The organism is Chlorogloeopsis sp. ULAP02, assembly GCF_038404745.2.
GTDB lineage: Bacteria > Cyanobacteriota > Cyanobacteriia > Cyanobacteriales > Nostocaceae > Chlorogloeopsis.
Window position 1 is genome coordinate 26775 of sequence record NZ_JAYKTT020000003.1, and the last position, 13541, is coordinate 40315.

The 13541-nt window shown below is 39.2% G+C and carries 15 protein-coding genes; 9 read left to right on the plus strand and 6 right to left on the minus strand.

The features are described 5' to 3' along the window. Position 1: 1 nt before the first annotated feature. The 4 genes from U2718_RS03585 to U2718_RS03600 all read left to right on the plus strand — a co-directional run bounded on the left by U2718_RS03585 (position 2) and on the right by U2718_RS03600 (position 3012). Positions 2 to 262: a hypothetical protein gene (locus U2718_RS03585; RefSeq protein WP_341994128.1), complete on the plus strand. Its 261-nt coding sequence runs from the start codon at positions 2 to 4 to the stop codon at positions 260 to 262. Further along, positions 259 to 1635 (plus strand): LLM class flavin-dependent oxidoreductase, encoded by a 1377-nt coding sequence (locus U2718_RS03590; protein WP_341994127.1) that lies wholly within the window; start codon positions 259 to 261, stop codon positions 1633 to 1635. Before U2718_RS03585 ends, U2718_RS03590 begins: the two co-directional genes overlap by 4 nt. Before the next feature lie 54 nt (positions 1636 to 1689). Then, entirely contained in the window at positions 1690 to 2289 is a 600-nt protein-coding gene (locus tag U2718_RS03595) for a thioredoxin family protein (protein ID WP_341994126.1), read from the plus strand. Between the two features lie 168 nt (positions 2290 to 2457). Then, the gene (locus tag U2718_RS03600; protein WP_341994125.1) at positions 2458 to 3012 is read left to right on the plus strand and encodes an acireductone dioxygenase; all 555 of its coding nucleotides are present in this window, start codon (positions 2458 to 2460) and stop codon (positions 3010 to 3012) included. A gap of 26 nt (positions 3013 to 3038) precedes the next feature. Here U2718_RS03600 and U2718_RS03605 read toward each other — a convergent pair whose 3' ends face one another. Further along, entirely contained in the window at positions 3039 to 3470 is a 432-nt protein-coding gene (locus tag U2718_RS03605; RefSeq protein WP_341994124.1) for a four-helix bundle copper-binding protein, read from the minus strand. A 985-nt stretch (positions 3471 to 4455) separates the two neighbouring features. On the opposite strand from U2718_RS03605, the gene U2718_RS03610 reads away from it, so the two are divergent. The 5 genes from U2718_RS03610 (at position 4456) to U2718_RS03630 (ending at position 8826) form a co-directional block, all read left to right on the plus strand. Further along, complete coding sequence (locus U2718_RS03610; RefSeq protein ID WP_341994122.1) at positions 4456 to 4992, plus strand: DUF2808 domain-containing protein; 537 nt, start codon at positions 4456 to 4458, stop codon at positions 4990 to 4992. Positions 4993 to 5636: 644 nt separating this feature from the next. Continuing rightward, positions 5637 to 6761: an aryl-sulfate sulfotransferase gene (locus U2718_RS03615; protein WP_341994121.1), complete on the plus strand. Its 1125-nt coding sequence runs from the start codon at positions 5637 to 5639 to the stop codon at positions 6759 to 6761. 107 nt (positions 6762 to 6868) lie between these two features. Further along, positions 6869 to 7540, plus strand: coding sequence for a glutathione S-transferase family protein (locus U2718_RS03620; protein ID WP_341994120.1), 672 nt, complete (start codon positions 6869 to 6871; stop codon positions 7538 to 7540). 94 nt (positions 7541 to 7634) lie between these two features. Then, positions 7635 to 8069 carry a protein tyrosine phosphatase family protein gene (locus U2718_RS03625; RefSeq protein ID WP_341994119.1) on the plus strand — a complete coding sequence of 145 codons (435 nt, stop codon included), beginning with the start codon at positions 7635 to 7637 and terminating at the stop codon, positions 8067 to 8069. A gap of 325 nt (positions 8070 to 8394) precedes the next feature. Continuing rightward, positions 8395 to 8826 carry an Rrf2 family transcriptional regulator gene (locus U2718_RS03630; RefSeq protein WP_341994118.1) on the plus strand — a complete coding sequence of 144 codons (432 nt, stop codon included), beginning with the start codon at positions 8395 to 8397 and terminating at the stop codon, positions 8824 to 8826. 445 nt (positions 8827 to 9271) lie between these two features. Here U2718_RS03630 and U2718_RS03635 read toward each other — a convergent pair whose 3' ends face one another. The 5 genes from U2718_RS03635 to U2718_RS03655 all read right to left on the minus strand — a co-directional run bounded on the left by U2718_RS03635 (position 9272) and on the right by U2718_RS03655 (position 13523). Continuing rightward, entirely contained in the window at positions 9272 to 9790 is a 519-nt protein-coding gene (locus U2718_RS03635; protein ID WP_341994117.1) for an MgtC/SapB family protein, read from the minus strand. A gap of 215 nt (positions 9791 to 10005) precedes the next feature. Further along, on the minus strand, positions 10006 to 10812 hold the full coding sequence (locus U2718_RS03640; RefSeq protein ID WP_341994116.1) for a sulfite exporter TauE/SafE family protein: 807 nt from the start codon (positions 10810 to 10812) through the stop codon (positions 10006 to 10008). A 3-nt stretch (positions 10813 to 10815) separates the two neighbouring features. Further along, complete coding sequence (locus U2718_RS03645; RefSeq protein WP_341994115.1) at positions 10816 to 11061, minus strand: hypothetical protein; 246 nt, start codon at positions 11059 to 11061, stop codon at positions 10816 to 10818. A gap of 150 nt (positions 11062 to 11211) precedes the next feature. Further along, complete coding sequence (locus U2718_RS03650) at positions 11212 to 12159, minus strand: D-2-hydroxyacid dehydrogenase (RefSeq protein ID WP_341994114.1); 948 nt, start codon at positions 12157 to 12159, stop codon at positions 11212 to 11214. 260 nt (positions 12160 to 12419) lie between these two features. After that, the gene (locus tag U2718_RS03655) at positions 12420 to 13523 is read right to left on the minus strand and encodes an ABC transporter substrate-binding protein (RefSeq protein WP_341994113.1); all 1104 of its coding nucleotides are present in this window, start codon (positions 13521 to 13523) and stop codon (positions 12420 to 12422) included. Positions 13524 to 13541: the final 18 nt, after the last annotated feature.

Consider the following 13541-nt stretch of genomic DNA (forward strand, 5'->3'; position numbering starts at 1 on the left):
TATGAAACAAGTTTCACCGCCAGGCATGAAAATGGGGCATTGGGCATGGGGAATTGGTATAAAAAATTTTTCCCCTACAACGCCACATGCTTTATGCCGGGAAACCCTACCAAGAGCGCTGGCTCACCATGCAGTGGCTCCCCCACACCCTTACACCCTTACACCCTCTTTCAAGTCAGGAGGCAGAAGGAAAGACATATCTATAAAGGGTGGTATTTGTCGTCATTGGGCTGCTTCTAAATGGAAGAAGGAGAATAAATGAGTACGAAAAGACAACTAAGACTGGGTGCATTCTTAATGAGTTCTGGTCATCACGTAGCGGCGTGGCGACACCCGGATGCACGAGCAGACGGCGGTCTCAACTTTGAGCATTTTCGGCAGATCGCCCGGACAGCAGAACGGGGAAAATTTGACATGATCTTCTTTGCTGATGGTGTAGCTGTTCGGCAACGAGGCCAAGGAACTGAGGCTTTGAGTCGTTCGGTGACTGTCCACTTTGAACCATTAACTTTGCTGTCGGCTCTATCTGTAGTAACAGAGCACATTGGATTAGCAGCGACAGTATCGACCACATACAATGAACCCTATCATCTCGCCCGTAAGTTTGCTTCCTTAGACTATCTCAGTGGTGGTCGTGCTGGGTGGAATCTCGTCACTTCTGCAACCGAAGCCGAAGCATACAACTTCAATCGAGAAAAGCACATGGAGCATACACTCCGCTATGAACGTGCCAAAGAGTTTGTGGAAGTTGTAACTAAGCTTTGGGATAGTTGGGAAGATGATGCTTTTCTAAGAGACAAAGAGTCAGGTATTTTCTTCGAGCCTGACAAAATGCACATTCCCAATCACAAGGGTAAGCATTTCTCGGTACGTGGGCCGCTGAATGTAGCTCGTCCACCCCAAGGATATCCGGTAATTATTCAAGCTGGATCTTCTGAAGATGGTCAAGAACTAGCCGCTCAAACAGCAGAGGTAATTTTTACTGCTCAACAAACTCTAGAAGAAGCCCAAGTATTCTATTCTGGTGTGAAGGCGAGAGTAGCTAAATACGGACGTAACCCCGATCATGTCAAGATTATGCCGGGAGTATTCCCAGTTATCGGTAGAACTGAGGAAGAAGCTAAGGAGAAATACGAGCAACTTCAGGAGTTGATTCATCCGCAAGTCGGATTGGGTTTACTGGCGGGGATGATCGGTGGATTTGATTTATCTAAGTATCCTGTAGACGGGCCTTTACCGGAACTACCAGAAACTAACGGTGGTAAAAGTCGTCAGCAACTGTTAACTGAATTGGCTCGCAGAGATAATTTAACGATTCGACAGCTATATTTAGCGATCGCTGGGGCGCGGGGACATCGCACCATATTAGGAACACCTGCAACAATTGCCGATCAGTTAGAGAATTGGTTCGTCAACGGTGGGGCAGATGGTTTCAATATTATGCCGCCTTATTTACCCGGTGGTTTGGATGAGTTTGTGGATCTGGTAATTCCCGAACTGCAACGCCGAGGATTGTTTAGGACTGAGTACGAAGGGCAAACCCTGCGCGAGAATCTTGGATTACCCCGTCCTGTTAACAAATTTAGTGCAGTTGCAACTTCCCCTGAGCCTTTAGCTGTTGCTTCCCCAGCATAATTTCATTTATTTCATCAAAAATACCTAAGTTAGAAATTAAGGCAGTTTTATTTTATGCCATTAACGCCTTCAACAATGTTACCATTGGGTACTTTAGCACCCGATTTTCTTTTACCAGATGTGGTTTCAGGTGAAACGATTTCACTCTCTACATTTGCGAGCAAAAAAGCCTTACTAGTGATATTTTTGAGTCGCCATTGTCCTTTCGTACAGCACATCAAATTTGAATTGGCAAAATTGGGAGAAGATTATCGCGATCGCAATCTTGGGATAATTGCAATTAGCGCTAACGATCCTAACACCCATCCTGATGATGCACCTGAATCTCTTAAAGACTTCGTGCAAGAGTTGGATTTATCCTATCCTCTGCTTTTTGACGAGACTCAGAAAACTGCAAAGAACTTTTTTGCGGCTTGCACTCCAGACTTTTTCCTCTTTGATGCGAATCGAAAGCTTGTTTATCGCGGACAGCTAGACGATAGCCGTCCTAATAATGGTATACCTGTAACTGGAAGTGATTTGCGAGCAGCAATTGAAGATGTGTTGCGCGATCGTATTATTGTCAGAGAGCAAAAGCCGAGTATTGGTTGCAACATCAAATGGAAACCAGGAAATGAACCTGTGTATTACAAATCTCCTGCTGTTACTGCTTGATTTGGTGAGTGCTACCTCAGCACACCCTTTTTAAAATTTTTGGTTTGTTGGAGTGAGAAGATCGCAGTTAGTGTCACAATATAAAAAGTAAACTACTGCTTTCTGAGCGGAATTTAGTTGTATTTAAGGTATAGCTAAAATCCCATTCAACCCGTTGAGACTCCAACAATGTCTATCCTCAAGCTTGAAAACGGTCAAATCCTCAGTCATCTTAGCGATATTCAGCGCGAACTCGCTACTCTAAATATTCAAATTGAGCATCAAGATTTAGGAAAATCACTTCGCTTTCCAGAATTGCTCGCCCAGGATATTCTGAGTCAGCAAGAAAAACAACAAATTTTGCATTTATACGAAAATGACTTTGAGGTTCTCAAACAAAAAGTCGATTATCATTTTTATGACCTGTTAGTTTTGCATCCAGGTTCACCAAATCTTTATACCCTAGCAGCAGCCTACAGCCGCTACCACACTCATAAAGATGCGGAAGCGCTCTACATACTGGCTGGAGAAGCAATGTTTGGGTTTGTGCAACCAGAAGGTAATCAAGTCCAACTACTAGTTCAAGCGCATGACTATATCTACATCCCCGCCGAAGTTGAGCATTGGTTTAGTCCTGCCGCATCCTTGCACGTGAAAGCTTTACGTTACTTCACTTCAGCTGATGGGTGGATACCTGAATACACAGGCACGAGATTTCAGGATTTTCTTAGAAACGAGCGCTAATGTAACGATAAAAAGGAACTCTCAGCTTAGAGTGCATCCCAATTATTTGTGTCGCAGCTATACAGCAATGACTCCTCATTGACTAAACTGGATCTGCGGAAGTAAGAAGCAGACTGTAATCCCATCTGATAGCAGTACTCAGAACACTTGCGGCAAGCAACAGCACACTCCATCATCTTGGCATCGTCGCTCATTTGTTCGCAAACCATAGCAGCGCGATCACACATTTCTGCACAAAGCGCACAGATGCGTCCCATAAACTCAGAGCCATCATCGATTGTGTTGATGCACATCATGCACATTTCTGCACAATCACGTATCATCAATACCATTGTCATATCGATGTATTTGCCACCTTGAATCTTGCAGTAATTTAATATTTCTATACAAATTTTGTAGCAGTCTGTGCAAGCTTTTCTGCAAACTTCCAGCTCGGTGATTGTAGATTCAGTAATCATAAGAGCATCCTTTATATCTATATATTTTGTAGTGTAGCCTGTTAATTCGTACAGTATTGCTTTAGTTTAAGAAAGTCAATTAGCTTTACACAGGCTGGATTTTCAAGAACACTAAAGCGATAGATTTACTGCAAATTTAATCCTATTTCCACCTTGGCAAGAGCTATTAGAAGCTATTCTTTTCTGTAATTATTACAAATTGATGGATATAAAACCCCACTGTTGTATGGGAGATTAATAAGTCTGGCAGATGATTCTATGAGTAAAAATAACTATCGATTTAGAGCGAACTTATAACTTAAATTTCTTTCATGATTACTAATGTCATGTTTCTATGACTTATTAGAGCCAAAGACAGCTTCCCGGCGTTGTAGTAACTGTGCACATTTGGGATACTCTCCACTAAAGCGGGATAACAAGCGATCGCATCCCAAAGCAAATACATCTGAAGCTGGCTCTAAACACAGGTACAAGACTACTCAGAGACGATGTTCTGATTACAATAGTCTATCCAAAGTAGTAAGAACATTTGATTTCTGCCCTTTGCTGTCATTATTTTCTGAAGTTATATATTATTAACTCCTATAAGTTTATCGGCTTTATAGACAAAGATTAGATTTATCTTATCTTTGATTAGGAATATTTGTTTGAATCTGAAGCCATTCAAAACAAGGTAAAGTCCTCTAAGTACATCGAAATAGTGGCATTTTCAGAGGATAATATATAGATTTTTCACGCATATAAAATTGCTAAAATTAATAAGTTACGTTAGAACATAGATGCCCACAGCAACTGATTGAAGTGACATAGTCACTGTAAATATAAATAATTCAAGTTTCAGACCATTTGAAATTTGAGTTGTTTTATATTGTCATGGCTATGGAAAAAATTGGTTTTTGGGCATAAATTCAGCTGCCAATTCAACATTTTATGTTGGGAAATTTCCAACATAAATTTTGCGTATAAATATCCATCTCCGACTAACATGAAAAGCATTTTATCTCTGTGTAAAACCTTATTGGTTGGCACAGGACTTTGTTTACTTTATGTTCCTGCCACCAATTCTTTAGTCTCAGCACAAGCACCACGTTTGCTGTCTGCGGAGACAACCTACAATCAAACCAGTGTTAGGGAAGCGACTTATTATTTCACCCTAACAGTACCGGAGTCGGCTTCTGCACCCTTGCAACAAGTTAGTGTTACCCAAATACGTGGTTTGGAAGCGATTGGCTTCGATGAAAGAAACAGTACCGCCTTTGAAGGAACAGGCGATCGCCGAGGACAAAAATTAGGAATCACACTTGCTAAAAGCGATCGCCAACAACGAACTGCCACCATTACCTTCGATCAACCAGTCGCACCCGGTAAAACAATCACCATCGGATTGAAACCTTTACGCAATCCTAACTATGAAGGTGTATACCTTTTCCAAGTGCAGACTCTACCTACAGGAAAACAGACGGACAATTATGTAATTGGAACTGCCCGCCTACAATTCTACGGCATTGCTACCAATGAATAATTGACATTCTTCGACTTACTAAAGTGTATTTTTTTACTAGCCCCTAATGTGGGGCTATTTTATTTTTTATTTCTATATATTCGTACTTTGAGGAATTTAGTCCTAAAAAAGTTAGAAAGTGCTGACTACAAAATCTGTATAGTTGATATAACAAAGTACTCAGTATCCAAATTTTTCTCAAAAACTTGCTATCTATATCTACATATGTAATAATCAAGTTCTGCTCCTAAAATACTGTTTATCTATCAGTTTGCCGTATTTTATAATCAACAAGTCAAGAATAAAATTTTTTATTCTGACTTGTTTTCATTATGCTGTGCTTATAATCTGATAAATATAGGCAGATAAATTACATTTTTATACTCAAAAATATCGACAGTAAATTAGTCAGCAAAGTGACTAATTATTTGAAAGATAAAAATTCAGTAATTGAAATAACATATTCCTAAATCTGTATCTGAATAAGCTGACTAGCTCAGTCTATTTTTTTGAAAAATAGTTGTTTTAATTTATCTGTTCCCTGTAAGTTTCTCAAACCACGTCTTATATAATTTATAAGTTTTGGTTGAGGTTTAAATCACTATCCCAAACGCTCTATTCCCCCAACCCTGTTCCTTTTTGATTCCTAAGAGGTAAGATTAACTATGACTGTAGCGACAAGATTGGTTGAGCAAAATACAATTCGTCGTCGGGGTACTGGCTTAAAAGTTTATAACCCCGAAAAAGCTTTAAATGGGTATACATTGTTTACTCCCTTAACAGGTAATGGAGAAGTATATTTAGTTAACTTAGAAGGTAAGATAGTACATCAATGGCAATTACCCTACCCTCCTGGTTTGTATGGCTATTTATTACCTAATGGAAATTTATTTTATAATGGTAAAACGCCAGAAAATCCACCACGTTTTCCGAAATGGTCTTTATTTAAAGGTGGAGTGGTTTTAGAAGTAGACAAGCAAGGAAAAATACTTTGGGAATACAAACATTCAGATCATCATCATGATGCTCGTCGCCTTAGTAATGGCAACACAATTATACTAGCAATTGAAAAAGTACCCCGGTCTTTAGTTCCTAAAATTAAAGGTGGAGTACCAGGTACAGAGTTAGATGGCGATATTTATGCAGATGTAGTTTATGAAGTAACTTCCCAAGGTGAAATTATTTGGACTTGGCACGCCTACGAACATCTCAACACTGAAACAGATATTATTACTGCGCAAGATGAACGCCATGAATGGTCACATGGTAACACGGTTGGAGAGTTAGCTGATGGTAATATAGTGCTAAGTTTTCGCAATATTTCTACAGTAGTAATTGTGGATAGAAAAACTGGGGAAATTCTTTGGAAGTTAGGACATGATGTTCTGGCACAACAACATTTTCCTAATGAGTTACCAAATGGGAATTTATTGATTTTTGATAATGGTGCTCATCGTCATAATACAGCTTTGAATTTTTCCCGTGTGATTGAAGTAAATCGGCAGACAAAAGAAATTGTTTGGGAATATGTTGATAATCCACCACATAATTTTTTTAGTGCGTATATATCGGGAGCGCAACGCCTACCTAATGGCAATACTTTAATTACAGAGGGTGCTTATGGAAGAATATTTGAAGTTACAACAGAAGGTGAAATTGTTTGGGAATACGTAAATCCCTATTTTGGAAATCAAAATGCTCCTGGGGAATCTGCATTTGTAGCACGTGGAGAGCAAAATTCTGTGTTTAGGGCTTTTCGTTATGCACCTGAACAAATCGCTTGGCTTTAATTAGATTTTGAATTGCTAGTAAGTAGCAAATATATCATCTCATGTAAAGATGTCACAACACCAAAACATGATTTACATGAGACTTATAAATAACAGGAAATATAAAGATGACTGAAATTACAATCTACAGTGCAGTTATTTGCCCTTATGCTCATAGAACACGTCTAGCACTTTTAGAAAAAGGAATTACGTTTGATTTAATTGAGATTGACTTACAGAATAAGCCTGCCAATTTTATAGAAATCTCACCCTACGGGAAAGTACCTGCAATTAAACATGGGCAGGAAAAAGTCTGGGAATCTGCAATTATTAATGAATATTTGGAGGAGGTTTTTCCTCATCCACAGTTGTTACCTCAAAACCCCATAGCTAGAGCGCAAGCACGAATTTGGGTTGACTTTGCAAATACCCGGTTTGTACCTACTTTCTCTAACCTTTTGCGTTCTTTGGATACAGAACAACAGAAGCAAGCCGCGCAGGAACTATACAACCATTTACAATTTATTGAATCTGAAGGGTTAAGTAAATTATCTCAAAATGGGCCTTACTGGTTTGGAGAATCTGTCAGTTTGGTTGATTTAACTTTTTATCCTTGGTTTGAGCGTTGGGCTGTAATTGAGGAATATCGAGGGTTTAAATTTCCGTCAGAGTTTACTCGCATAAAAAACTGGTGGAATGCAGTCAGTCAACGGGAGTCAGTTAAGGCGATCGCTAACCCTAAAGAATTTTATTTAGAACGCTACGCTAGATTTGCATCTGCTCCTGCTACTGTAAACTAAAAAAGCTCGATCTCGTCGGACTGATTTTCCATACAAAAGTTAAAAATAACCTACCTACAAATGGAATCAATCAAGAACAAAATAGAGTATTCTTATGACAAACATCAAGAAAGTTAGTGAAAACTTTAGTTCAGCTGGACAAGTTTCTCCTGAAGATTTACAGCAGGCAGCACAAGCAGGATTTAAGTCAGTATTAAATTTGCGTTCACCAGCAGAGAATGGTTTTGACAATGATGAACAGGAACAAGCAAAAGCAGCTGGACTCGATTATGCTAATATACCTTTAAGTGCTACAGAAGTTAACCAAGAATCAGTTAATCGAGCAATTCAGGAAATTGACAACTTGCCCAAGCCAATTTTAGTTCACTGTGCTGCTGGTGCAAGAGCAAGCGTGATCGCCTTAATTGCCACAGCAACTAATGAAGGCTGGAGTCTTGAACAAATCCAGCAAAAAGCTGAAGAACTTAACCTCAAGTTAGAACAACCTCACCTACAGCAATTCCTCCAACAAAAGCAAACCAAGATTTAGAGTCAAACACAGTATGGGAAGCTTTTGTTACAAACAAGTCCTCAGTAAAGGCGATCGCATCTAAGTTCTAAGCACCTAAGCCAAAAGTTGTCATGCAGTTAGCTACCTGCACCGTTCAGATATACGGTGTAGGTTTTTCATTTGCAAAATCACTTTTATTTATTAAAATAAGAAGAAAAAATATTTGTTTTTATCCTTCAAAGTCTCTAGAGTTAAATCAAATTGTGATCGCGATTTGTAATGGGATATTGAATTTAGTTTTATTCAGACTAAATCGGTCTCATTACTTAATACTCATAAATGATAAGTAAGAGCATGAATTTCCGTGCAATTTTCCAGCAAGTATGAATATACACTTTTAGCTCTTTTGGAATTAGCAACTGCTTATTCTAGAGGAGAGTATTTACACATCCGCCAAATAGCAGAACTTCAGAATATTCCTAGTCGTTATTTAGAACAAATATTGGCAACATTGAGAAAAGGAGGTTTAATTCAAAGCACACGCGGCTCCAAAGGTGGCTACATCCTCACACGAGAGCCTAGTGAAATTACGCTTTTAGATGCTTTTAACTGTATTGAAGGAGGTTCAGGAATTGCTGCTTTTACTACCAATCAAAGCATAGGTAAAAAAGTTGTTCAAAGTTTTTGCTTAGAAGCATATCAGGCAGTTAATTCTGTTTTACAACAATATACTCTACAAGATCTGCGTGAACGGCAAGAAAATCAAAGCCAAACGCAATTGATGTATTATATCTAGGTTGACACTGAACTTAATAGTGTTCAAAAAAATAGCCATTAATCATTTGTTAATACAAAAGATTAATGACATAGTTTGCAATCAACATCCATGCTAAAACTTTGAAAAACTGAGCGATCCAAAATTATTGATTTTGGAGCATAACTTTTAAAGTTTCCTTACACAAAACATTGGTGTATCCAGGGCAAAGCAATTGGACAGTACTTCTATGTTCTATCGAGATCGGCAGATTACCAACTGTCATTACTGAGAACATAAATATAAATAAAAGATGCAAATAGTCTTATACTTTAAAAGTATCTATTTCATTATTTGGTAGTGGAATATCATTAAAGTACAGTAAATTGATAAACGAACTGTTTTTTATACTTAATAAGAATTTTTTCATAGATGACAACAAAAATCAAGTCTTATTTTATTGAATCAATATTTCAAGCAGCAAAACTTAATCTTCTGTATCTTCAGAAATTAATGCTGCTGACTGTTGGTTTTTAACCGAAGCAACTGACTTTCTCAAACGCTTTACACCACTTAATGTCACTAAAGTCAGTAAACCTCCCATAACACCCATTTGCCATAAACCACAACCAATCGCTGCTCCTAATGCTGCTGCTATCCATATTGAAGCTGCAGTAGTTAATCCGCGAACTTTGGGTGTATCTGACGATGGTGGGGAAGACTGTTGTAAAATCAACCCAGCTCCTAAAAAACCAACTCCTGTAGTTACTCCTTGGATAGTGCGACTAAGTGCATTAGTTGCAGCATAGGGACTATCTCCCTCTGCTTGGAGCGGAATCATCACAAATAGTGCTGCACCCATACTGACTAGCATAAAAGTTCTCATTCCCGCCGATCTACCCTTACGCTCTCTGTTCAGTCCGATCAGGCAACCTACTATCATTGCCAATCCTAGTCTAAATCCTATATGCAACCAATCATTGGAAGTAAGGAACATGATATTCATTACCTATAGCCCTGCTATTTTAGATGTAAAGTTAAATATCCATAACTCCGATAGATCAACTTTAGTTTAAGTTTAGGTTAACAAGCAAAAATTTTGATAAGTATAAGTAAAAGAATGATAGTATCGATAAATACTAAATAAATATCAGAAGAGCTACATTTGGGTAAGTGATCGCCTCAGCGCCCCTGGTTTCAAATATCCAAAAGGCTTGATGATCAACGCATAAAAAAGTAGCAAGTCATCAGAAAACCCACTACAATCACAAAACGCCTGATTAAATGCTGCTTTAACTTTCGGGCATAATATGCGCCACCATAACCACCAATAATAGTCCCTAGCATCATCAAAATTGCTGGTTGCCAGACGATCACACCAGCGATCGCAAAAGTAATCACAGCGAAACTACTCATACAAGTCATCAGCAAAATTTTCAAAGCATTCATCTTGTGAATGTCTTTCATGCCAAGTATTTCCAGTTCTGCCAATATTAAAATGGCGACACCTGCACCGTAAAATCCGCCATAAACAGCAATACAAAATTGGATGAATGAAGCGATAATAAGCGATCGCCAAGAACCTTGGTTTAATTCTCCAAAATGAGAATGTAACCAAGTCGCAATTTTACCGCCACCAGCAAATAATAAAGTTGAGAAAAGTAAAAGGTAAGGTACGAGACGATCAAAGGCAGTTATCGGAGTGTAGATTAACAATACAGCGCCAACAGTTGCACCTATAAGGCTGATACTGCCTAGTACAATAGATATCCGTCGTTGTGCGCTCAATTCATCTCGATAAGCAGCAAGACTAACCCCACATCCCAACCATCCTGCTACCGTCGCTGTCGCATTGGCATGAATAGAAGGTAACCCTGCAAAAATCAGTGCCGGAAACAAGACAAAGCCACCGCCACCAGCTATAGAAGTCAATGCCCCACCGATAATAGCAGTAGTGAGAAGAAAAGCAGCTTGTGTAAATGTCACGCTTAGTGTTTCAATTTCTAAAAAAGCCTTTGTAACTTTCAAAAGTTAGTTAAAAAACAATCTCCGAAAGAATCTAAAAAATGAGAATTTAGGATATTTTTGTATGAGTTTTGAACTTGTGATTTTTTCATTGGCAGTATTGTCAGATTCTAGGTTAGGTAACTCCCAGACATCTTGTCTTCCCTGCTCTTTTTCTACTAACAACTGAAGATGAATTGGTAATTTTGTCTGTAGTCCTGGTGACCAAGGTTCTCCATCAAACAATCCTTCTTCAATTTGTCCATTGAACATCTCTTCACCATTTTTAGAAAGTAGATTTTTTCAAGACAAACTTTTGATTGTTAGATGAGTTATATCATAAAAATATCAATCAATTGAGTTGGATCAGACACAATTAAATCTATGGAACAACTTCCAATAAACTTACTTATCATTTATTTATTAGTAGCCTGTATTTTTATCTACAACATTGCGTAGAGGTTCCCCGTGACGATAACGTGCTAGGTTATCAAGAAATAATGCCACAATCCGGTTCCGAAGTTGTGGTGTCAGTGCCGAACAATGGGGTGTTACAAATACATTAGGCAAAGACCAAAACGGGCTTTCGGGTGGGAGTGGCTCAGTAACAAAAGTGTCTAAACCCGCACCCGCAATCCATCCTTCACTCAGAGCAGTTAGTAATGCCGATTCATCTATAATTGCACCGCGAGCAATATTAATTAAGTAGGCATTAGGATTCATTAGTCGCAGAACTTCTGCATTAATCAAGCCTTTAGTTTCTGGTGTGAGGGGTGTGGCAACTACTACATAGTCAGCTTCTCCGAGTAGCGATCGCCATTCATTCACACCAACTATTTTGTCAAAATTCGGTAATGGTTCAGGATGACGACGACTACCCCAAATTCGCATCCCAAAAGCCTTGGCACGAAGGGCAATTTCTTGACCAATATTTCCTGCACCGACAATTAATAGAGTTTTATTGTATAACTCTTCTAACTCTAACCAATTGAACCAGTGGTGGTTAGCCTGTAAATTTTGCAACTTATGGACATTTTTTGCGTAATAAAGCATGAAGTTCAGTACAAATTCCGCTATGGGAATGGCATGAACTCCTGAACCGTTCGTCAGAATGATGTCATGTTCTAAAAAAGTGGGCGTGAGGATATGATTCACGCCTGAACTGGGTGTATGCTGCCAGCGAATTCCAGGTGCTGCTGCTAATACCTTGTGCAGAGTAGTAGGTTTTAATTTGAATCCGTTGAGGTACACTTCTGCATGACTGGGATCGTCATCAAAATTACCATCACTATCTACACGCACAAATTTAATATCAAAAGGTAACAACGGCTCAATATCGACAGCAAGTTCTACAGGTAAAATAATTTTCAAAATAAACCTCCTTAAGAATAAGCGCAGAAGGCAGAGGGCAGAGAGAACTCAGAGCGCCCTCCGGGTTCACAGTTCCCTGGGCGTGGGAAACCCGCCTTCAGGACTGATTCACCGTCGCACGGCGTTAGCGCAAGCTCCTCCACAAGGAGGCTCTGAAGTTCGGTGGGCAGGAGGCACAAGGAAATGGTTTTTCTTACCCATCTGGCTTGAAACAGCGTGCAGAGAAAAAATATTTTTCATTGAGACTATCTGTTTTCAGTTTACTTTTGGTGCGGCGACACAATCCAATCATTCAATTTAAAATCTGATTTAGCTAATTTCTGGGTTACTAAAAACTGCTTTGTTCCTTCCAGCAATTTTATTCCTTTAGGAGGAAGCGGTTCTTGTGGAAATTGTTCGACAGGAAAAGATGTCTTCACCACATCAATCGGATATCTCGTCGCCTCGGCGTGGAATTTATAGTATAGTTCTGGATTCGCTTTGATATCTTTGACTGCTGCTTGTTTAATTTGATTCCACTTTTGAGGTAAATCAGGATGTTTGGCAAGAAAAGTTTCTGTGGCAACAGTTACACTGGTTCCTGGTAAGTCAGGATGCTGTTTCGCTTCATCAATAACTGGATAACCCTTAGATATTAACAACGGCCCTGTACCTGTAGCAGCAGCGATCGCTGCCACGTCACCTCGTTCAAGTGCTGCTTGTGCTTCAGCTGGTAGCAAATGTATGACTGTTACATCTTTTTCAATACCAGATTTTTGTAACAATCCGATTAGATAGCGATGCATATAAGACCCTTTAGAAGTCGCTACCTTTTGCCCTTTGAGTTGTGCTAATGAACGCGGCCCGTTTTTCTTCGCCAGTAACCACGCATTCATCCCCACTTGTTCTTGACTAATTAAGCGGGTGGGAGTACCGTTAGCTTTGGCAACCAATGCAGGTGTATCACCGTAGATGCCCACATCAATTGCCCCTGCAACTAAAGCTTCGTTTAAGTTGGGGCCATTTGGAAATGAAAGTGTTTTAACTTCTGTAATCCCCAATTTTTGCAATTCTGGTAAAAATTTTCCCTGGTGCATTGCCCAACCTGTAGGGCCTGTAGGAACTTTAGCATTATTGGTACTAATGAAACCCAAACGTAAGGTAGAAGTGTTTGGTGTAAGTTGTGTGTTGTAGTTTGGCACTGCTTGCGAGACGGTTTGAGTGGAACTGCAAGCAGTACTCAAGAATAGTAAGCCAGATACTAGTAGTCCACCACAGTTTTTTTGGTGAATGGAAAAAGAAGAAAGGGTAAAGGGAAAAAAGTTATTTACTTGAGTCTTGAAACTTTTCCCCATACTACCATTGTGTGTGTGATGTAGAATCATGAACAATAACCAAAGATA